Origin of the sequence: Saccharopolyspora pogona, from assembly GCF_014697215.1 — a bacterium.
Classification (GTDB): Bacteria; Actinomycetota; Actinomycetes; order Mycobacteriales; family Pseudonocardiaceae; genus Saccharopolyspora; species Saccharopolyspora hattusasensis.
The window spans coordinates 8,449,370-8,470,115 of record NZ_CP031142.1; the positions used below are offsets into that span (position 1 = coordinate 8,449,370).

Annotated in this window: 18 protein-coding genes and 1 pseudogene; 9 read left to right on the forward strand and 10 right to left on the reverse strand. The window is 66.9% G+C overall.

The genetic code is table 11. The annotated features are described in order from the left end of the window. Positions 1-4: 4 nt before the first annotated feature. The 6 genes from DL519_RS40065 to DL519_RS40090 all read left to right on the forward strand — a co-directional run bounded on the left by DL519_RS40065 (position 5) and on the right by DL519_RS40090 (position 8,538). Positions 5-1,357: a Dyp-type peroxidase gene (locus tag DL519_RS40065; RefSeq protein WP_190822658.1), complete on the forward strand. Its 1,353-nt coding sequence runs from the start codon at positions 5-7 to the stop codon at positions 1,355-1,357. Positions 1,358-1,453: 96 nt separating this feature from the next. Beyond that, positions 1,454-2,575 (forward strand): catalase family protein, encoded by a 1,122-nt coding sequence (locus DL519_RS40070; RefSeq protein ID WP_190822660.1) that lies wholly within the window; start codon positions 1,454-1,456, stop codon positions 2,573-2,575. A gap of 208 nt (positions 2,576-2,783) precedes the next feature. Continuing rightward, the gene (locus tag DL519_RS40075) at positions 2,784-3,461 is read left to right on the forward strand and encodes a GAP family protein (RefSeq protein ID WP_190822662.1); all 678 of its coding nucleotides are present in this window, start codon (positions 2,784-2,786) and stop codon (positions 3,459-3,461) included. 613 nt (positions 3,462-4,074) lie between these two features. Continuing rightward, positions 4,075-5,223, forward strand: a complete 1,149-nt coding sequence (locus DL519_RS40080) for a fatty acid desaturase family protein (protein WP_223840065.1) — start codon at positions 4,075-4,077, stop codon at positions 5,221-5,223. 53 nt (positions 5,224-5,276) lie between these two features. Next, positions 5,277-6,320 carry a glucose 1-dehydrogenase gene (locus DL519_RS40085; protein ID WP_190822664.1) on the forward strand — a complete coding sequence of 348 codons (1,044 nt, stop codon included), beginning with the start codon at positions 5,277-5,279 and terminating at the stop codon, positions 6,318-6,320. A gap of 103 nt (positions 6,321-6,423) precedes the next feature. After that, positions 6,424-8,538, forward strand: coding sequence for a putative bifunctional diguanylate cyclase/phosphodiesterase (locus DL519_RS40090; protein ID WP_190822666.1), 2,115 nt, complete (start codon positions 6,424-6,426; stop codon positions 8,536-8,538). A 54-nt stretch (positions 8,539-8,592) separates the two neighbouring features. Here DL519_RS40090 and DL519_RS40095 read toward each other — a convergent pair whose 3' ends face one another. The 5 genes and pseudogenes from DL519_RS40095 to DL519_RS40105 all read right to left on the reverse strand — a co-directional run bounded on the left by DL519_RS40095 (position 8,593) and on the right by DL519_RS40105 (position 11,197). Next, positions 8,593-8,910 carry an Hsp20/alpha crystallin family protein gene (locus tag DL519_RS40095; protein ID WP_397545091.1) on the reverse strand — a complete coding sequence of 106 codons (318 nt, stop codon included), beginning with the start codon at positions 8,908-8,910 and terminating at the stop codon, positions 8,593-8,595. Further along, positions 8,867-9,007, reverse strand: a complete 141-nt coding sequence (locus tag DL519_RS50580) for a CocE/NonD family hydrolase C-terminal non-catalytic domain-containing protein (protein WP_397545021.1) — start codon at positions 9,005-9,007, stop codon at positions 8,867-8,869. Before DL519_RS50580 ends, DL519_RS40095 begins: the two co-directional genes overlap by 44 nt. Before the next feature lie 61 nt (positions 9,008-9,068). After that, positions 9,069-9,473, reverse strand: a pseudogene (locus tag DL519_RS50585) (CocE/NonD family hydrolase); the annotation flags it as partial. 30 nt (positions 9,474-9,503) lie between these two features. Then, entirely contained in the window at positions 9,504-10,511 is a 1,008-nt protein-coding gene (locus DL519_RS40100) for a glucose 1-dehydrogenase (RefSeq protein WP_223840067.1), read from the reverse strand. Between the two features lie 515 nt (positions 10,512-11,026). Next, complete coding sequence (locus DL519_RS40105; protein ID WP_190822672.1) at positions 11,027-11,197, reverse strand: hypothetical protein; 171 nt, start codon at positions 11,195-11,197, stop codon at positions 11,027-11,029. A 322-nt stretch (positions 11,198-11,519) separates the two neighbouring features. On the opposite strand from DL519_RS40105, the gene DL519_RS40110 reads away from it, so the two are divergent. Further along, a complete protein-coding gene (locus tag DL519_RS40110; RefSeq protein WP_190822674.1) occupies positions 11,520-12,095 on the forward strand; it encodes a GNAT family N-acetyltransferase in 576 nt (191 codons plus the stop codon). Between the two features lie 82 nt (positions 12,096-12,177). Here DL519_RS40110 and DL519_RS40115 read toward each other — a convergent pair whose 3' ends face one another. Genes DL519_RS40115 through DL519_RS40125 form a run of 3 tightly spaced genes read right to left on the reverse strand, consistent with a single transcriptional unit; the run spans position 12,178 to position 15,064 of the window. Continuing rightward, positions 12,178-13,242: a PAS domain-containing sensor histidine kinase gene (locus DL519_RS40115; RefSeq protein ID WP_190822676.1), complete on the reverse strand. Its 1,065-nt coding sequence runs from the start codon at positions 13,240-13,242 to the stop codon at positions 12,178-12,180. Continuing rightward, positions 13,235-14,761, reverse strand: a complete 1,527-nt coding sequence (kaiC, locus tag DL519_RS40120) for a circadian clock protein KaiC (RefSeq protein ID WP_190822678.1) — start codon at positions 14,759-14,761, stop codon at positions 13,235-13,237. Before kaiC ends, DL519_RS40115 begins: the two co-directional genes overlap by 8 nt. A gap of 3 nt (positions 14,762-14,764) precedes the next feature. Next, positions 14,765-15,064 carry a circadian clock KaiB family protein gene (locus tag DL519_RS40125; protein WP_190822680.1) on the reverse strand — a complete coding sequence of 100 codons (300 nt, stop codon included), beginning with the start codon at positions 15,062-15,064 and terminating at the stop codon, positions 14,765-14,767. 455 nt (positions 15,065-15,519) lie between these two features. Between DL519_RS40125 and DL519_RS40130 the strand changes: the two genes are divergently transcribed. Both DL519_RS40130 and DL519_RS40135 read left to right on the forward strand, forming a co-directional pair. Next, positions 15,520-15,756 (forward strand): alpha/beta hydrolase family protein, encoded by a 237-nt coding sequence (locus DL519_RS40130; RefSeq protein WP_190822682.1) that lies wholly within the window; start codon positions 15,520-15,522, stop codon positions 15,754-15,756. An 807-nt stretch (positions 15,757-16,563) separates the two neighbouring features. Continuing rightward, complete coding sequence (locus DL519_RS40135; RefSeq protein WP_190822683.1) at positions 16,564-16,989, forward strand: SsgA family sporulation/cell division regulator; 426 nt, start codon at positions 16,564-16,566, stop codon at positions 16,987-16,989. A 476-nt stretch (positions 16,990-17,465) separates the two neighbouring features. Here the strand turns inward: DL519_RS40135 and DL519_RS40140 are convergent, their stop codons facing one another. After that, a complete protein-coding gene (locus tag DL519_RS40140; protein ID WP_190822685.1) occupies positions 17,466-18,146 on the reverse strand; it encodes a response regulator in 681 nt (226 codons plus the stop codon). Next, complete coding sequence (locus tag DL519_RS40145; RefSeq protein ID WP_190822687.1) at positions 18,143-20,746, reverse strand: sensor histidine kinase; 2,604 nt, start codon at positions 20,744-20,746, stop codon at positions 18,143-18,145. The genes DL519_RS40140 and DL519_RS40145 overlap by 4 nt, the downstream gene beginning before the upstream one ends.

Here is a 20,746-nt window from a genome sequence, read left to right on the forward strand (position 1 = left end):
GGTCATGGACGCAACGGAAAGCAGCAGCGCACCGAGCGTGAGCGTCGAGATCGACGATATCCAGAGTGGAGCAATTCGTCCCCGGCCGGTGCCGTACGTTGGCAGGTTTTTCTTCCTGCGCGTTGACGACCGGCACGCCGGGCGTGCCCTGCTGGGGCGGCTGCTCCCGGCGATCGATGGTGGACTGCCCAGCGCCGATCCGAGTCTGGATGCCTGGGTGGCCGTGGCCTTTACCTATCAGGGACTACGAGCCCTCGGGGTTCCCCAGGAGTCGCTCGACAGTTTCCCGCTTCCGTTTCGGCAGGGCATGGCGGCGCGGGCGGCCGTGATCGGCGACGGTGGCGAGAGTGATCCGGCGCAGTGGGAGCCGCCGTTCGGAACCCCCGATGTTCATATCGCGGTGAGTGCGCTCGCGTCCGATGAGGCGCGTCTGGAGAAGGCGCTGGAACGAGCGCGCGCCGCACTCCAGGAGACGCCCGGTGTCGAGGTGATCTGGCGGCAGGAGGTCCGCCAGTTGCCCACCGGCCGCACCTCCTTCGGCTTTCGCGACGGCATCAGCCATCCGAGCATCGAGGGGGTCGGGATTCCCGGCTCCAATCCTCACGAGGCCCCCCTCAAGGCGGGCGAGTTCATCCTCGGCTACCCCGATGAGACCGGTAACCTGCCGCCCATGCCGCGGCCCGAGGTCCTGGGGCGCAACGGGACCTACCTGGCCGTGCGCAAGCTTCACACCAAGGTGGCGGCCTGGCGGCAGTACCTGCGCGCGAACACCTCCAGCCCCGAGGAGGAGGCGCTGCTGGCGGCGAAGATGATCGGACGCTGGCCGAGCGGTGCACCGCTGACCCTCTCCCCGGAGCACGATGATGCGGAGTTGGCCGCGGATCCGCGCCGCAACAATGACTTCCTCTACCGGGAAGACGACGATCGCGGCTTCAAGTGTCCCGCTGGTGCGCATATCCGGCGGGTGAACCCGCGCGATGCCAACATCATCGGGGTGGCACGGATGCACCGCATCATCCGTCGCGGCACCACCTACGGCCCGCCGCTGCCGGAGGGCGTGCTCGAAGACGATGGCGCCGATCGTGGCCTCGTCGGGGTCTTCATCTGCGCCCACCTGGACCGGCAGTTCGAGTTCATCAAGTCCGAGTGGGTCAACGATGGCAACTTCATCGGGTTCCCGGGTGAAAAGGACCCGGTGGCCGGGCACCACGGCGGAACGGGCAGCGTCACCATCCCGGGGAAGCCGATCCGGCGTCGCCTGCAGAACTTGCCGAGCTTCGTTGTCACTCGCGGTGGAGAGTACTGCTTCCTCCCGGGCCTGCGTGCCCTGCGCTGGCTCTCCGAACTGGAGACCTGAGTGAGGTCTTCGGGCCTGCGGGCCCGTCCTCCGCCTTGAGGTCGAAACCACGGCGTCCGCGCACGCGGGAGTCGTGGGATAAGGAAGGTCGAGGTCATGGCAACACGGTTCATTCCATACACGCGGTACGTCGAAGTCGCTGAACCTCAGTTCGACCAGAACCTGCAGACGGTGATCGGGAAGACGGAGCGGTACATTGCTGAATCGGTCAAAGCCGAGGGTACAGGCCGGGCTGTCCGCGACGCACATGCCAAGGGGTATGGACTGGTCAGGGGGGAGGTCGAGATACTCGGCGGGTTCCCCGCCGAGTACGCGCAGGGCATATATGCCACACCGGGAAGGCATGACGCGCTCATCCGCTTCTCCAACGGTTCGCCCCACGCCGGAGCCGACGCGCGGCTCGGCGTGGCGACCGGATTGGCGCTGAAGATCTTCGACATCGACGGTCCGACTCTGCTGGAGGACGAGCCTGACACGCGCACTTTCGACTACGCCAACATCAATGCGCCGATCTTCTTCTGCAACACGGTCGAGCACTACCTGTTCATCCAGGACCTGTTCCTCCAAGCACCGGCTTACTTCGCCGAAGGCCGCCCTGGAATGCATCGTTTCTACCGCGACTTCGTGACTGGAAAGGGAACGCTGGACCAGGAGGATTGGGCCTGGGACGAGTTCCTGGCATTCGTCCGCCTGTCGCAGATACCCAAGGTGAACGTGCTGCTGTCGAGCTATTGGACGATGGGCGCGGTCCGGCACGGCGACTACATCGCCAAGGTGCGTTTCGCCCCGGACCCCGTCTTCGCCGACGCGGTGGTCCGGCGCGCCATGGATGTGGCCGCGGCGCCGGAGGTCTTCCGGCCGGCTTTGGTGGCCGAGCTGAGGGAGCGCCCCTACGCGTTCGACATCCAGGTCCAGCTGTGCACCGATCTGGAGTGGATGCCGGTCGAGGACGTCACGGTGGAGTGGCCCGAAAAGCTTTCCCCGTTCGTCACGGTGGCCAAGCTGCGGATCCCGCAGCAGGACATCTCAGGCGAGGACAACCTGGAGAAGATGGATGGGCTCTCCTTCACGCCTTGGCGGGTCAGGGCTGAACACGCGCCCCTCGGCAACATCATGCGGGCACGCAAGGAGGTCTACCGCCGCTCCTCCATCCTGCGCCACAAGCTCAACCAGCAGCAGCGCGAAGAGCCCCGCAGCGCCGACGAATTGCTGCCGTAGCCCGGCACCGCGCGGCGCCGACATCGTCGCCCACCCCTGCCTGCCCAGCGTGCTTGTATCGCCGGATCTACCCGGACGCCTCGGTGAGAGAGGCCAAGAACGTTCCCAAATCTCTGATCACCCGCATGGCGCCCGCAGTGTGGGCCGGCAGGCCAGCTCGCCGTAGCCCTGTCAGCCTGATCGTCCCTGATCCCGCCCGGAGGCCGCTATGGGTAAGGTGCTCGGTGATGTGCTGGGTCTGGCCGCCGGTGTCGCGGTCAGCCCGCTCCCGATCGTCGCGATCATCCTTCTCCTGGCCACGCCGCAGGGACGTCTCAACGGACCGCTGTTCGCCATCGGCTGGGTTGTCGGGCTCTCGGCGCTGGGCACGGTGATGCTGGCGATCGGCGGGCCGGCCGGTGCCTCTACCCACCAGCAACCGGCTACCTGGGTCGGGGGACTCAAGCTCGCGCTGGGGGTGCTGCTCGTCCTTCTCGGCGCCTGGCAGTGGCGCCGACGAATTGCCGACACCTCGCAGGCCCAACTGCCGAAGTGGATGGCCGCGATCGACCGCTTCACACCGATCAAGATCTTCGGGCTTGGACTGGCACTGGCGGCAGCCAATCTCAAGAACGCCCCACTGACCCTCGCCGCGGGTGCCTCGATCAGCTCGGCCGGGCTTCCCGTCGGGCAGCAGATCGCATCGCTGGCGGTGTTCGTGATCATTGCTTCGCTGGGACTTCTGGCTCCGCTCGGCCTCGTCCTGTTCATGGGAGAGCGCGCGATGAACGTGCTCGGCGCCTGGAGAGATTGGGCCGTGCGGCACAACACCGCTGTGATGGCGGTGTTGTTCTTCATACTGGGATTGAAATTGTTCGGGGACGGTCTCGGCATGCTCATCTCCTGAAAACGAAGCGATCATGGATGGGTGCCGCTCAGAGGTCCTCAGTGTGAGTCTGTGCGTCCTTCGTCGTGCGTGGTGCAGTGCGGCGTAGCGACCGGCTCACCCTCAACTGAACCCATGAATCACCGTTCCGCACACAAACTTCAGGCAGTCCCTAGTACGGCAGCAGCCATTCGCTAGCTGACCTGGGTGATGTCGATGTTGCGGGCGAGTCTGGTGCGTTTGTGGAACCGGCGTGATCGTGCTTGGTGCTTGCGACGCCAGTTCACCCAGTGGGTTTTGTGTTCGGGTGGCTGGGGTGTGGTGTTGGCGATCAGGTGCTTGATCTCGGGGATGGTGAGCGGGATCAGGCCTTGGGGTGCTTCATCGCGCGCTCCTCATCCGGTCCGCACTGACGTGGTCCCCAGTGCACGCTCCTGTCCTCTGCTGTTCCCGAGCGTAGTTCGGCACGCTGCTGGTTGCCCTTCGCCGAGCAACGGCGGCACTCGCGTGACGGCCGCGCGCATGGGTACCCGCCAGTGCAGGGGCATGATGCGCCTGCGGCAACTCCGTGTTGGGTTTAGGCTTCCGAGCGCACCCAGGAAGGCGGGTGTCGATCGGTCGTAAGGGGGGGCGGATGATCATGACTTCCGATGCGCCGCCCACTGGTGGTGGTAGGCGGTCGTCGCGGCAGGACATCTTGCGGGGAGATGTCGGGACTTCGGGTGAATACCGCCGGGCGGCGGCGTGCCCGGTCGGTGACGGGAGCGCAGGGCGAGGCAGTGATTTCGCCGAGCTGGCCCGGTTGATCAAGCAACGCGGCCTGCTGAATCAGCGCCGCGCCTATTACGCGGTGATGATGGCCATCAACGGAGGGTTGCTGGCGGCTGCCGGCGCAGTGTTCATCGTGCTTGGCGACTCCTGGTGGCAGGTGCTCACGGCGATGGCGTTCGCGGGAGCGTTCGCCCAACTCGCTTTCATCGGACATGATGCCGGGCATCGCCAGATCTTCCGCACGCGCTGGGCGAACGACCTGGTAGGGCATGTTCACGGGTATCTCATCGGGATCAGCTACGGCTGGTGGGTCGGCAAGCACCGGCGCCACCATGCCAACCCGAACCACGAGGACGCTGATCCCGATATCGAGATCCTGGCTCTGGCGTTCACCACCGAGCAGGCCCGCGCTAAGCGCGGCATCGTCCGGTGGATGGCGAAGTACCAGGCGTTCCTGTTTTTCCCGCTGCTGACGGTTGAGGGGATCGGCCTGCACGTCCGCAGCATCCAGGCCGTGCTGCGGCGGGAGGTGAAAGCGCACCGGGTGGAAACCGTGCTGCTCGCCGCGCATGTGGTGGGTTATCTGGTGGTGGTGTTGCTGGTGTTGTCGCCGCTGAAGGCGGTGGTGTTCATCGCGGTGCACCAGGGTCTGTGGGGCGTGTACATGGGGTGTGCGTTCGCGCCTAACCACAAGGGCATGCCGACTCTGTCCGGGGGAGACAGGCTGGACTATCTGCGCAAGCAGGTGCTTACCTCCCGCAACGTTCGCGGGAGCTGGTTCGTGGATTTCCTGCTCGGCGGTTTGAACTACCAGATCGAACATCACCTTTTCCCGAGCATGCCCCGGCCGAACCTGCGACATGCCCAGCGGCTGGTGCACTGGTTCTGCACCAGTCGTGGGGTTTCGTACAGCCAGTGCGGACTGCTCAGCTCCTACGTCCAGGTGCTGTGGTACCTGCACGCGGTCGGCATGCCGTTGCGACACCCGTCCATCAGCCGCAACACCTCGTAGCCGCGTTCTGCTCGTATGTCCGCGCGTACCCGACGGCACGGGAGGGTTTTCTGGTGAAGGCCGCCACCGTGGTTCCAGGCAGTCCGGAGTTGTCGGCGGTCACCGAACTGCCCGATCCTGTTCCGCAGCCGGGGGAGCTGCTGGTGCGTGGCCTGCTGGTGGGGTTCTGCGACATTGATCGTGATGTCACCGAGCGAGCGCACGGCCTCTTGCCGCCGGGGCAGGACCGGATGGTTCTCTTCCACGAATCTGTGGGTCAGGTGGTCCACGCGCCCGCGGTCAGCGGTTTCCAGGAGGGCGACTACGTGGTGGGCGTCGTCCGGCGTCCGGACCCGCAGTCGTGCGAGGCGTGTACCGCCGGGCAATGGGACTTCTGCCTCAACGGCGAGTACACCGAGCGCGGCATCAAGGAACTGGACGGGTTCGGTGCTCAGCAGTGGACGGTCGAGCCCCAGTTCGCGATCAAGCTCACCCCGGCGCTCGGTGATCTGGGAGTGCTGACCGAGCCCGCATCGGTGGTGGCCAAGGCGTGGGAGCAGGCCGACGTGATCGGCAGACGAGCCTACTTCGCTCCCCGCCACGCGCTGGTGACCAGCGCCGGACCGATCGGCCTGCTCGGCGCTCTGCTCGGCGCGCAGCGCGGCCTGGACATGCACGTTCTCGACCACGCCACCGAGGGGCCGAAACCGGATCTGGTGCGCGCACTGGGTGCCACCTACCACACCTCGCTGGACGATCTGGGCTGCGAACCGGATGTCGTGATCGAGGCGACCGGATCCGGGAAGGTCGTGTTCGAGGTGCTGCGGCACACCGCGCGTAACTCCATCACGGTGCTGACCGGCAGCACGGGCCACCACCGCACCGTGCCCTTCCCAGCGGCGGCGATCGACGACGAGTTGATGTTGGACAACGACGTGGTTCTGGGCAGTGTGAATGCCAACCTGCGCCACTACAACCAGGCCGTGCAGGCACTGGCCGGCGCGGACCGGAACTGGCTGGGGGCCCTGATCAGCCGCCGGATCCCGTTGGGCGACTGGACCAATGTCTTCGAGACGGGTCCCGACGAGGTGAAGGTCGTCGTCGATCTCCAGGCCTGAGCTCGATGAGCCGACCCGGGGTGCTGCTCGACGGCAAGCTGTAGTCGTGGTCCGGTTGTGTCGGTGCGAAAATCAGGGTGAGGATCGAACGCATCGGGGTCTGATGGTCGAGGAACGTGATACCGAGTTCGTGACCCGGGGTGGGCACGGGGGGATTGCGCGGCTGCAGTCAAAGGCTGAGGCGCGCCTCGGTGTGCTGGCCGCGGGCTTGCAGGAGTATGCGATCTTCGCGCTGGATGCGGCCGGTCGGGTGGATGGCTGGGGTGATGGGGCAGAACGCATCATGGGCTATCGCAGCGAGGAGATCATCGGGAAGCACTTCTCGGTGTTCTCCCCGGCGGAACCGGGCGTCGCCGACCACGCGGAATGGCAGCTGGCTCAGGCCGCCGAGCTCGGCAGTCATGTGGACGAAGGCTGGCTCTTGCGCCGGGACGGCACCCGCTTCCGGGCCCACGTGGTGATCATCGCGCAGCGGTCGGCGGAGGGCGGTGTGCGAGGTTTCGTCCAGGTCATCCGTGATGAGACCGAAGCCGGTGTCCGGCAGCAGCGGTCGAGCCGGCGGTTCACCGACCTGTTCGACCTGACCCCGGCCGGTATCGCCTTGTTCGATGCAGCCGAGCGCGTGCTGGATGCCAACGAGGCGCTGTGCGGCCTGTTGGGCTACCGGCTGCACGACCTGAACAACATGCCCGCCGCGGGCCTGCTGCACCCCGACGACCGGGCCGCAGGCCTCCTGGTGGACGCCGCGGCAATGGATGCACCGTTGAACCGGTCACGGGTGCACCAGCGGGTGCTGGTGCGTTCGGATGGCCAGGCTGTGCATTGCGACGTGCACAGTGCGGCGTCGGTGGCAGACGACGGAAGCCGGTTCTGGCTGGTGGTGTTCCAGGACATCACCGAGCGGCTGCGCCAGACTGAGGTGTTGCGCTACCAGGCCACCCACGACGATCTGACCGGATTGCTCAACCGGACGGGCCTCAACGAGCTGCTCGACAGCGTGCTGCACCGGGGCGCCGAACAGGTCGCCGTGCTGTTCTGCGACATCGACAACTTCAAGCGCGTCAACGACGCGCTGGGCCACGAGGCCGGCGACGAACTGCTCACGGTGTTGGCGCGGCGGCTCGTGGACGGGCTGCCGCCGGGATGCACACCGGCCCGGCTTTCCGGCGACAAGTACCTGATCATCTGTTCGGACGTCGAGGCCGTGGGGGGCCTGGAAGCCTTCACGATGTGGGTGGCGGAGTTGCTGCGCACGAGTGTGCCCGTGCGCGGGCATCCCGTCGCCGTGTCGGCCTCGATCGGGGCCGCGATGCTCGACCGGGACACTGTCGGCGCGGATCTGCTGCGCTATGCCAACGCGGCGATGTTCCACGCGAAGAGCCGGGGGCCTGGGCGGGTGTCGCTGGCCACCCCCACCATGATCGCCATGGTGGAGGAGCAACTGGGCCTCGAAGAGCAACTCCGCGCAGCTATGGAGACCGACTCCCTCGTCCTGCACTACCAGCCGATCCTGGCCGGTGATCGTTGCGTCGTGATGGCCGAGGCGCTGGTGCGCTGGCCGCATCCCGACCGCGGCCTGCTCTCACCGGAGGTGATCCTGCGCGTGGCCGAGCAAGGCAACCTGCTGCGCGGACTGGACCGGTGGGTGCTGCGCACCGCCTTGCGCGAGGCGGCCAGCTGGCCCGTCCGGAATGGACGCCCGGTGGCCATCGCGGTCAACCTGGTCGATCTGCTGCCCCACGACCCGGAATTCGTCGACGTGATCACCGCGATCATCACCGAAAGCGGCATCGACTCGCACAGCGTGGTTCTGGAAATCGTGGAAACGTCCTTGATCGACCTGCCCGCGCGCCCCCGCGAAGCGATGGTCGAGCTCGCCGAACGCGGAGTGCGCTTCGCCCTGGACGACTTCGGCACCGGCTACTCCTCGCTGGCCCGCCTCAAAGATCTGCCCGCGCAGATCATCAAGCTGGACCGCCAGTTCGTCTCCGGTGTGGAAACCGACGTGGCCGACGTCGCCATCGCCCAAGCCATGACCGGCATGGGGCACGCGATGGGACGCAGCTGCGTCGCCGAAGGCGTCGAGAACATCGGCCAGTTCCAGGTCCTCAGCGACCTCGGAGTCGACTTCTACCAAGGCTGGCTGTTCTCCCGCCCACTCCCGGCCGACCAGCTCCGCGCCTTCCTCGAAAATCCACTCGCCCGGGAACCGGGGTAGGAACGCGCCATCCCTCCGGGCTGTATGAACGGCGGGCTGGAAGAGGTCGACTGTCTAATCGGGGTCCGTGGTAGGCCCGGAGATCATGCGGGCTTCGTCGCTTCGGGCGACGTTGATGCGGCGGGGTTTGGCCTGCTCGGCTACTGGGATACGCAGGGTCAGCACCCCGTTGCGGTACTCGGCCTGGACGCGGTCGGCATCCAGCGCGGCGCCGAGTTGGAGTTGCCGGGCGAACGTGCCGGTGGGGCGCTCGGTGACCAGGTAGCTCACTTCCGAACTGCTGGACTCGGTCGCGCTGCGCTGCGCGCGCACGGTCAGCGTGTTGTGCTCAGCGGTGACCTCCAGCGACTCGGGGTCGATGCCAGGCAGGATGCGCTCCGCTGGATATCTGCAGTCGGATCCGGTGGCCGCGGCGGAATCTGTGCGCCGTGGGCCGCAACTCCACCCTTGCAAGATGTACGCCGTCCACAGTGTCCGCCGATACACGCAGCCGGAGTATGCCGTCGCAGAGGTTCGTCGGACCTGCCGTTAGACGCGACGTCGCACAGCCGAGCGAAGACGTCGGTGTGTTCCCGCGTGGAACGGATGTGGATCTCCGCTGCGACGGGCCCGACCACGTCGAGATCCTGGTGCAAGACCGGACTGGTGAACACCGGAACATCGCTTCGGGATTCGATCCGGCAGTTGTCCTTCGGCCCGGCGTTGACCGCGACGATCGCTCCGCCGACCGACGGTGTCGGGTCTGCCGGGTCATAGAGGTATCGGCTCGGCGGAGACGCCACCCGCCTTCGGGTGTCCAAACCGCGATCCCCGTGCAGGAACGACTGCTTCACTTCGAACCCTGGCGGCGGCCAGTCGATGCACTCCGTCCACCGGCCAGCCCCGGTCATGTTGAGGTGCACCGGCTTCTCCGACAGCTTCCCCTCGCCCCACAACGCGTGGTCCAGCTGGCAACTGTCGCTCGGTCAGGCCTGGAGGTCGACGACGACCTTCACCTCGTCGGGACCCGTCTCGAAGACATTGGTCCAGTCGCCCAACGGGATCCGGCGGCTGATCAGGGCCCCCAGCCAGTTCCGGTCCGCGCCGGCCAGTGCCTGCACGGCCTGGTTGTAGTGGCGCAGGTTGGCATTCACACTGCCCAGAACCACGTCGTTGTCCAACATCAACTCGTCGTCGATCGCCGCCGCTGGGAAGGGCACGGTGCGGTGGTGGCCCGTGCTGCCGGTCAGCACCGTGATGGAGTTACGCGCGGTGTGCCGCAGCACCTCGAACACGACCTTCCCGGATCCGGTCGCCTCGATCACGACATCCGGTTCGCAGCCCAGATCGTCCAGCGAGGTGTGGTAGGTGGCACCCAGTGCGCGCACCAGATCCGGTTTCGGCCCCTCGGTGGCGTGGTCGAGAACGTGCATGTCCAGGCCGCGCTGCGCGCCGAGCAGAGCGCCGAGCAGGCCGATCGGTCCGGCGCTGGTCACCAGCGCGTGGCGGGGAGCGAAGTAGGCTCGTCTGCCGATCACGTCGGCCTGCTCCCACGCCTTGGCCACCACCGATGCGGGCTCGGTCAGCACTCCCAGATCACCGAGCGCCGGGGTGAGCTTGATCGCGAACTGGGGCTCGACCGTCCACTGCTGAGCACCGAACCCGTCCAGTTCCTTGATGCCGCGCTCGGTGTACTCGCCGTTGAGGCAGAAGTCCCATTGCCCGGCGGTACACGCCTCGCACGACTGCGGGTCCGGACGCCGGACGACGCCCACCACGTAGTCGCCCTCCTGGAAACCGCTGACCGCGGGCGCGTGGACCACCTGACCCACAGATTCGTGGAAGAGAACCATCCGGTCCTGCCCCGGCGGCAAGAGGCCGTGCGCTCGCTCGGTGACATCACGATCAATGTCGCAGAACCCCACCAGCAGGCCACGCACCAGCAGCTCCCCCGGCTGCGGAACGGGATCGGGCAGTTCGGTGACCGCCGACAACTCCGGACTGCCTGGAACCGGTGGATTGGGGCTTAGGCCACGCGCTCCCCGGAGCAACGTCCGCGGGAAGGATGGACATCAGCCACCGAATGTCCCCATGCGCCTCTTCCTCGATCCTGCTGGCTAATTCCGCGAGGGGCTGGGGCTGGTGTCACTGCGGGAGTGGTCCGGTTCTGCCTCGCCAACCGGTGTGCGGTGAACGGCCTGTTCACCTCGATAGACGACACGAACGGTCCGTTCGCTCCGTTCATCCGATGTGAGCCCGGGGCTGTTGGTGTGCGGTGAACGGCCTGTTCACCTCGATAGGAGCCTGTTGCGTTTTCGGCGAAAACGGCTGAACCGAAGTACCAAATCAGTCTCGATCGCCGCCGTTTGTCCGCCAGTGGCCATCTCAGCCGTGATCGATCGATCACGGTCCGTGGTGGGCGTAATTTTGCAACAGGCTCATAGACGACACGAACGGTCCGTTCGCTTCACGCCCGCACCTTCCCAAACAGCCCCAACACCGCGCCGAATTAACCAGCAGGGTCTTCCTCGGTGTCAAAACCGATGCGCGCGTGCGGTTCCCCGTGGGTGAGGTACGTGACCAACCACTTATTCGCAGCGTGCTCCAAAACGATCTCGAAGCAGCCGTCCTCATGCCAGTGACCGCGCCCTGCGCACCACCGGCCAACGACCTTGCTCATTGACTGCTCATCTCCCCATGCGGCCACGTTGCCAGCAGCACCGAACCCTGGGGAGCGCTACAACCGCACTCAACCACAAGCATGTCCCTGTTCGAACATCCGAACAGAGGCTTCTGACTCAGAGCTGGCGGTGTCTGCCCGTGGCTGGCTTTGTGCGTCCCCTTCGAGCCAGGTTCGTCCGATAGCCGACAGGTGGCCGCTCACCCATTTCCCTGTTCAAGGCGGCGCGGAAGTACGGCATGTCGGCGCTCGGGTTGGGTTTCTTCACCGGGATGCCAGCACTCCTCCTGCCTCACCAGGGCTGCGTGGCTAGGCTGGGTGAATGGCCGAGCAGCTGGTCACGGAGCGACTCGTGCTGCGGTCGTGGCACGTCGACGACGCCCGAGCGGCACTGGACGTATTCGGGCACGCCGACGTGGTACGGTGGCTCAGCCCGATCATGGAGCAGGTTCCCGACCTACCGGCCATGCGTCTGCTGCTGCGGCAGTGGATCGCTGAGGACGCCAGGTCGATCCCACCCGCGGGACGATGGTCCATCCAACAGCGCGAGGACGAGCGCGTGATCGGCGGCGCGACGCTGCTGCCCCTGCCACCCGGCAACCAGGACCTCGAGATCGGTTGGCAACTGCATCCGGACGTGTGGGGACAGGGTTATTCCGTCGAGACGACGTACGCGCTGGCGCAATGGGCATTCCAGCACGAGGTCGACGAGATCTTCGCGGTCGTTCGGCCCGGCAACACGCGCGCCGCGGCTGCGGTACGCCGCAACGGCATGGAATGGGTGGGGGAAACCAGCAAGTACTTCGGGCTGACCATGGAGGTGTTCCGACTCCGCGTAGCCGACCTCGACCCGGCGGCCAAACAGCAGCGGCTGCCCCCCGGCTTCGAAGCGGAATGACTCCGTCCGCCGGCCTTCGCCAAGCCCGTATACGCGATGCATTGGCAGCCGAGGAGCTCCTGTGTGGATTGGGAGATAGCCGTTATGTGTTGGGCGTTCCTTGCAAGCGGAGGCAGAAGCAGGCGCCTTCGTCGCCGTTGGGCTCGTACCAGGCGTCTCCGCCGTTGGCTCGGGTGAGGCTGCGGACGATCCACAGTCCGAGTCCGGTTCCCTCCGTCTGTTGCCCGGCGCGCGGCTCGCGGCTGAACCGTTCGAACAGGAGGGGCACGAATGCGTCCGGAACGCCTGGCCCGCGGTCGCACATCCGAATCTCGACCCACCCCGCCTGCTCGCTGGCCCGTACCTCGATGGGTGGGCATCCGTAGGCGAAGGCGTTCTCCAGGTAGTTGGTGAGCATCTCGGAGAGTTCGTAGCGGTCGACGAAAGCCACCAGCTCGGGGCTGCACGACACGCTCACGTCCTGGGCTTTCTCTCCGAATCCGGCCAGCTGTTCGAGGAGGACTTCGAGCACACGCACGGGTTCCGGAGTGGCACGGATGTCCTTCGCGTCGATTCTGGAGGCAGTGAGGAGCTTGTGCATGAGTGCCTGAAGGCGGTCTATGTGAGCGACGATCTGGTCGATGATCTCGACCGTCTGCTCCTCTCTGAGCGTAGACCGGCGGTCACGCAGCAGATGTACGAGCAATTTGATCGCGGCGACGGGGGTGCGCAGCTCGTGGGCGGCCACGGCGACCACGGTGGTCTGGCGTTCCAGGGCGACTTCCAGGTCTTGCTCGGCTTGCTTCCGCAGCGTGACATCGCGGAGTGCGGCGACGTAGATGCGCTTGCCGTGCAAAGTCGTGGCGGTGACGCGCATCTCGACGACCCGGGCGCGCCCGTCGGGCCGGATCAAGTCGATCTCGCTGGTCTGGTGGACGACCGTCGGGGCACCGAACGCGCTGCCGACGAGATCTCCTGTCGCGCGGGCGAAGAGCGCCTCGGCGGCCGGATTGGCGAGACGGATGATCCCCTGCTCGTCGACGGCGACGATCCCGTCCGCCGACGCCTCCACCATGGCCTGGTTCCCACCGTCGCGAAACCGAGAGCCGGTGGTCTGCTCTGGCTCGGCGCCTGCCGCCGCGCTCTCGTTGGGGTGAGGGTCACCCATCGGTGCCCGGCCCTTGTGTTCGCTCGGGCCTGGTCGGCCACTGCGGATCCGCGACAACGAGGGGATTCGCGGCGAAGATGTGGGAGACGCCGCGCAGGGGTTCGCCGATGTGCATGCCGGCGTTGTCGATCGTGACCTTGCGGATGCTGTGGTCATGCGCGGTGCCGCGGGCCTGCACGACGGCGATGGCCCCCTGGATCTCGCTGGCATGTTCGAAATTGCGGAGCAGGATCGTGACATCGGCAAGGCTGGCGATCTGCACAGCGTCTGCGGGGATAAGTGACGCCGTGAGCTGGACACCGGCCACCGACGTGAGTAGCGCTGTGATCTCGCGGGGCCGCAGCACCGCACCCAGCGCAATGAGGAAATCAAGCAGGGCTCGTGGCGTGGCAATGCGCTCGAGTGCGGACAGTGTGTCGATGACCATTCGGGCTGGTGCGAACTCCGCCACGCTACGCCTGAGCCGGATGAAGTGATCCTCCAGTGAGGCCACCTCCGGGTACTCGGACACGACCCGGAGCAGTCCGGTCGCTTCCATGGCGTCGAGGTCGAGTCCCCAGCCAGCGGCGTTGCGGGCGAGCTGCTCACGAGTCTCGTCGAACGTGTAGAACAGACAGCGCTCCCCGGCGGCGAATGCGGAGGCCGCGAAGCGCAGGCTCGTCAGCGTCTTGCCCGCGCCGGTAGACCCGCTGAGCAGGACGATCGCGTCTCGGTAGAAACCGCCGCCGCACATCTCATCCAGTTCGGCGTTGCCAGAGGAGACGCGGGTCTGCGACGCGCGCTCGCGTGAGGTGAGGAATGCGAGGGGCATGACAACGATCCCCTCCTGCGGGTCGATGGCGAACAGCCATTCCCCGGTTCGGTGCGGGGCGCCTCGGAACTTGACGATCTCGATGGTCCGGCGTCGCTTCTCCTGGTGGAGGACGTTGCGCAGGATGATCACGTTGTTGAGCACGAATTCCTCGACGCCGTACCGGGACACGCCGTCGTGCTCCGCGGCTCGCTCCGCGGTAAGCACCGAGGTGACTCCTAGCGCTTCGAGGGAACAGGCGATCCGGAACAGCTCATGGCGCACGATCCCGATGCCGGTGAAGCGGGTGAAGATCGCGCCAAGCGAGTCAAGCGAGACACGCCTGGCGCCGATCTGGCGCACCGCGTGCTCGATGCGGGCGACCAGTGCGCTGAAGTCGTAGCCTCCGACGGTCGAGGTTTCCTCGAGGTCGGCCGATGCATCGACGAAGGCCCACTTGCCCTCGCTCTCCCACCGTTGGATGGGAAAGCCCAGTGAGGCAGCGTTGCGGCGCACATCGGCGGCCGGTTCCTCGAAGGTGACGAAGATCCCGGGCTCGTCGAAGCCCAGGACACCGCGGGCGAGGAATTCAACGGCGAACAGCGTTTTGCCGCTGCCGGTGGTGCCGGTCACGAGCGTTGACCGCCCGGCGGGAAGCCCACCCAGCGCGACCTGGTCGAGACCGCTGATGCCCGTGGGGAGCCGCTTGATCAGGTCGCTGCTGGACACGAGTCACCACCCTTCTGAAGGCAGCGTGTCACGGTCCGGCAGGCCGAGGGCCGCGGCGGTGCGACCGTGATCGGACAGATCCCCGATCACCCGCCGCTGCGGCAGGGGCGCGAGCCTGACCACCGTCGGGGTGGCCAGGATTCGTTCCTCCGCTGCCAGGCCGGGGTGTTCGGCGACGTCGATGACCTCAAGTTCGTAGTGGTCCGGGAGCTGGGATTCGCACAGCAACCGCAGGTTCGCCAACGCGGCCTGGGATCGCTCCGTTTGCCCGGCCACATACAACCTGAACGAGTACGTAGTCACCAAAGAAAGCACTTCCGCCCCACACCGGGTCTGAAGACGCAACAAGAGGCGATCGCGGTCTGGCCCCAACTCGCAGGCAATGGGCGGGGAAGACGCCCACGTGGACCAAGCGTGGATGGCCCCGCGAGCCCTGTCACGTCCGTACGATCCATCGTTGTCAACACCGCTACATCTCAAAGGCCTCGACGATCCCGCTACGTTGACCGTCACCCCGCAGGCAAGCCGCAACCAGACCGTTGGACCAGTCCGCGCAGTCCCTTGGGTCCGTTGCGTCAGGGCTGCACCCCGTTTATAACTCCGGACTGTTCACGTTGCTTGCCCACGATGCGGTCCGGTTACCGGAGCTGCTCGCCTTCACCCCACGTCCTCGCCTGGACCAGGCAACACCTCAGTGAACGCATGTAGATGCCCGGCGCCCTGCCAAGCTCACCATGATGGGCAGCTACGCTCGCGTTATGGCCGATTGGCAGCCTAAACCGATCATCGGCCGCACCCTGCTGGTCCGGGCGACGCAACCAATGCCCGGCGCAATCGCCGACCCGACCGGGATGCTGGACTGGCGCCCGGAATGGCCATATGAGCACGAGGTAGTCGACGTTCCCGGCGACCACCTCACTGTGCTGGAAGACCACGCGGAGACCACAGCCCAGGCCGTCCGCGACTGGCTTCAATCCTTCGACAACGGATCATAGCCATCCGGCCACGCAGCACCCACCCGCGCAACGGAAAGCGGTGCGTTGCGGGTGGCGAGCTCCATGGCGCGACCTAGTGCCTGGCCTGGTGCAGTCACGTAGTTGACGAGTTCTGCGGCACTTCCGGGCGTGAGCAGCAGAGCGGGGGCTTCAGGTGTTCGTCTGACGGGACTCCGCGACCTTGCCTAATCCAATCGTGGGCACAACGCCGCCGGGAGGAAGTACTGCTACTCACAGTATTTGTACGACAAGGTTGGCCACGGCTTATCGGTGTCGATGAATGGAAAGAAGGACTCCGATTGGGCCCGGAGGGTACGGTCTCGACCGCAAGCCTCTACGAGTACACAACGGCGGGTTGCAAGGCGTACTGGCGCAAATGACCAGCTCCGGCACCGCGCCCCGCGATCTCGGCGTTTGCAGTGCGAGGTGCGGGCCTTATGCGGCTAGAGGTGCACGACGGTCAGCGTTGCTCTGATCATGCATAAACGGTATCTCGGGCGGGTCACGTGCTGCGCTGTTCAAGCTCCAGCGAGCGGTGGGCGCGGAGCTCGGGCCCCGAACTCAGCACCGACCGAGCGCTCGCCCCCGGACCCGGCCCGCAGCCAGCGCTCCCGAGCTAAGCGTTGGTTTCCGGCGTCTGCTACCGGGACGCCTCGAGTCCCGCGGGTTCAGTGCGAGTGAAGGTTCCTCGCTGGGAATCCGGGGGTGGATTGCCACCAGGGGCCTGAAGACATCGTGAAGAAGACATGAACCCGGGTTGGGCATGCTGGTATCTAGGAAGCGAAGCCAATGCTTGGGAGTGCGGACATGATGGCAAACGATCACAGCACGGTGCTCGCCACCATGGTCTTCAACCTGGTAGCCCCGGCGGGTGTGATCGCGCCGGTTGGCGTGGAACTGCGCTACGACAGCCGCAACCCGTACGAGGTCTGCATGAAGCTCAACGTGGGCAAGGCCGGTCAGGTGGATTGGGTGATCGCCCGCGACCTGCTGGCCGACGGGCTGGTCGCCGAGGCAGGCGAAGGCGACGTGCGAATCGGCCCTCGACTGGACCGTCCGGGGTTGGTCGTGATCGCGTTGAGCTCGCCGTCGGGGCAGGCCACCTTCGAAGTGAATGCCGATCAGCTTGTGGAGTTCTTGAACGACACCTACGACGCGGTCGCACCCGGTGACGAACACCGGTGGATGAACGTCGACGAGGCCCTGAGCCGGCTGTTCTCGCACAACCTGTAGTGGCCCGGTTCTCCCGAAGCGCCGCACGCCAGGCGGCAGCCGCGGGACCCTGGCGGCGCCGAACACCTGAAAACTCCGTCACGCTGCGTCTCCGAGCCGGGAATCCGCCCAGCCCGGAGGCGCAGCGCTGTTGCTCGAGTGTTGTGCTGGACAGTTCCTGGGACAGCAGAGCGTCTTCGTTCGCTTTGTTTCCCGGCGGAAAAGAGTGGGTTTCTGTGCGGTTTGGTTGGTGGCGTGGTTCAGCGAAACGCAGAGTTTTCTTCCGCCGGTTGCGCGACCGGCCGGCAGCTCGCCACGCTGTTTCTACATGCGTCGCTGATTTCGGGACCAGGGGCGCATGTGCCCGGTAAGGTTTCGGGGACATCGCCAGGAGCCCGGGAAAGGGGCGCGGGTGACCGTCGGGGGGTTGCCCGCCCCATCCCGCGCATCGCTGACCCCGAGGCCCAAGCTGGGATTCCCCGCGCACGCTCGGCTTCTCACGGTTGGAAGCGGTAGCCCATGCCGGCTTCGGGCAGCAGGTGGCGGGGGCGGTCGGGGTTGGTTTCGAGTTTTCGGCGCAGTTGGGCCATGTACTGGCGCAGGTAGTGGGTGTTGCGGGTGTAGGTGGGGCCCCACACCTGGGTGAGGATTTGTTGCTGGCTGATCAGTTTTCCCGGGTCCTGCAACAGGATTTGCAGCAGTTGCCACTCGGTCGGGGTGAGGTGCGGTCCTTCGGCGCCCGTCTTGTTGCGCACCGCTTTGTTGGCGAGGTCGACGACGTAGTCGCCGATGGGCACGGTTGCCGTGGCGGCGTTGGTGGTGTGGCGGCGGGACACGGCGCGGATGCGGGCGAGGAGTTCGTCGACGCCGAAGGGTTTGGTGAGGTAGTCGTCGGCGCCGGCGTCGAGGGCGTCGACCTTGTCGCGGCTGTCGGAGCGGCCGGAGAGCACGATGATCGGGATGCTGGTCCAGCCGCGGAGGCCGTGGATGACCTCGACGCCGTCGATGTCGGGCAGGCCGAGGTCGAGCACGACGAGGTCGGGGTGCCAGTCGGCGGCGCAGCGCAGTGCCGCGTAGCCGTCCGCGGCGATGGCGACGTCGTAGTGGCGGGCGCGGAGGTTGATGCGCAGCGCCCGGAGGATCTGGTGGTCGTCGTCGACGACGAGGACGCGGGTCATGGCGGGCTTCCGTGGCGCCTCGTCGCATGCTCGACGGGTTCGGGTTCGCCGGTGGTTTGTCCGGGGATCGCGGGTGCGTTGGCGGCGGGGAGGGTCAGGACCATGGTGAGACCGCCGCCGGGGGTTTCTTCCGGGGTGAGGGTGCCGTTCATGGCTTCGGTGATCCCGCGGGAGAGCGCGAGCCCGAGGCCGACGCCGGTGTGGTTGTCGTGGTCGCCGAGGCGTTGGAACGGCAGGAAGACCTTGTCGTAGTCGTCGGGTTGGATGCCGGTGCCGCGGTCGATGATGCGGACTTCGGCGTGGTCGGCGAGCGCGCTGGCGGTCACGAGCACGGCCTGGCCGGGCGGGTTGTAGTGCAGGGCGTTGGAGATGAGGTTGGCCAGGACCCGCTCCAGCAGGCCGGGGTCGGCGAGGACGTCGGGCAGGGCCTCGGGAATCTGGACCTGCACGTGGCCGGAGCCGTCCAGTCCGTCGAGGGCTTGGGGCACGGCGTCGGCGACGGCGAGCTGTTGGGTGGCGATGCCGAGCGTGCCGGCTTGCAGCCGGCTCATGTCGAGGAGGTTGGCGACGAGCCGGTCCAAGCGGGTCAGCGACTGGTAGGCGGTGTCGAGGAGTTCGGCTTCGTCTTCGGCGCTCCACGTGACGTCGTCGCTGCGGAGGCTTTCGACCGCTGCGGTCGCGGAGGCCAGCGGGGTGCGCAGGTCGTGGCTGACGGCGGCGAGCAGGGCGGTGCGCATCCGGTTGGCGTCGGCGAGCTGTCGCGTTTGCTCGGCTTGTTGGGCGAGCCGGTGCTGGCGGAGCGCGACGGCGGCCTGGGTGGCGAAGGCTTCGAGGACCCGGCGGTCCGCGGCGGGAAGCGTTGGTCCGCGCAGGGCGAGCGCGAGGTCGTCGCCCACTGCGATGTGGGTGTCGCCGGCGTCCGGGCTGGAGCACGGCGGTGAGCCGATGGCGTCCACGACGTGCCAGGCGCGGGGATCGTGTTGTTCTTCGGGGGTGCGGCCGCTTTCGGGCTGCCGCTCCAGCAGGGTGACTGCGTCCTGCCCGAACGTTTCGCGGAGCCGGGTGAGCAGGGCCGTCAGCGGGTGTTCGCCGCGCAGCACGCTGCCGGCGAGGTTGGACAGGACGGCGGCTTCGGCTCGGGCGCGGGCGGCTTCGCGGGCGCGGCGAGCCGCGAGGTCCACGACGGCGCTGACCGCGATCGCCACGACGACGAAGACGATGAGCGCGAGGAGGTTGTCCGGGTCGGCGATCGTCCACACGTACAGCGGCGGGGTGAAGTAGTAGTTGAGCACCAGGAAACCTGCCACTGCGGCGGCGATGGCCGGCCAGAACCCGCCGAGGAGCGCGATGCCGACGACGAGCACGAGGAACAGCAGAATTTCGCTGGGCAGGGACAGGTTCTCCGGAACGGCGGTCAACAGCGCTGTCAGCAGCGGGATTCCGAGCGCGGCCAAGGCGAATCCACCGATGCGCCGCGGCCGGCCGACGCCCGGGGCGAGGGTGGGTAGCCACTGCCGGTGGCCGACGTGCTCGTGGGTGACCATGTGGACGTCGATGGGGCCGGAGCGCGCGGTGGTGGTGACGCCCACGCCCCGGGAGAACATCTGCGCGAGTCGGCCACGGCGGGAGGCGCCGAGCACGAGTTGGGTGGCGTTGACGCCGCGGGCGAAGTCGAGCAGCGCGTTGGGGACGTTCTCGCCGACGACCTGGTGGTAGGTGCCGCCGAGATCTTCGAGCAGGGCGCGTTGCCGGGCCAGGTGCGCGGGGCTGGCGTCGGAAAGCCCGTCGCCGCGCACGATGTGCACGGCTAGGAGGTCCGCGCCCCGGGCGCGTTCCGCGATGCGCGCGGCGCGGCGGATCAGCGTGTCGCCCTCGGGGCCGCCGGTGAGTGCTACGACGACGCGTTCGCGGGCTTCCCAGGTGCCGGTGATGTCGTGCTCGGCGCGGTAGCGGTCGAGTTGTTCGTCGACCTTGTCCGCCAGCCACAGCAGCGCCAGTTCGCGCAGTGCGGTGAGGTTGCCGACGCGGAAGTAGTTGCTCAGGGCCGCGTCGATCTTCTCGGGCGGGTAGACGTTGCCGTGGGCCATGCGGCGGCGCAGGGCTTCGGCGGTCATGTCGACGAGCTCGACCTGTTCGGCGCGGCGCACCACCTCGTCGGGCACGGTCTCGCGCTGCGGGATTCCGGTGATGTGCTCGACGACGTCGTTGAGCGATTCCAGGTGCTGGATGTTCACCGTGGAGATGACGTCGATGCCCGCGTCGAGGACCTCCTCGATGTCCTGCCAGCGCTTGGTGTTGCGGCACCCGGCCACGTTGGTGTGGGCGAGCTCGTCGATCAGCGCGACCTGCGGGCGGCGGGCGAGAACGGCGTCCACATCGAGCTCGGTGAATGTCGTGCCGCGGTAGCCGATGGCCTGGCGGGGTAGGACCTCCATGCCGTCGAGCAGCTCGGTGGTGCGGGGGCGGCCGTAGGTTTCGACGAATCCCACGGCCACGTCGGTGCCTCGCTCCTGGCGGCGGTGGCCCTCGCAGAGCATGGCGTAGGTCTTGCCGACACCGGGCGCGGCGCCGAGGTAGACGCGCAGCCGTCCTCGTGGCAT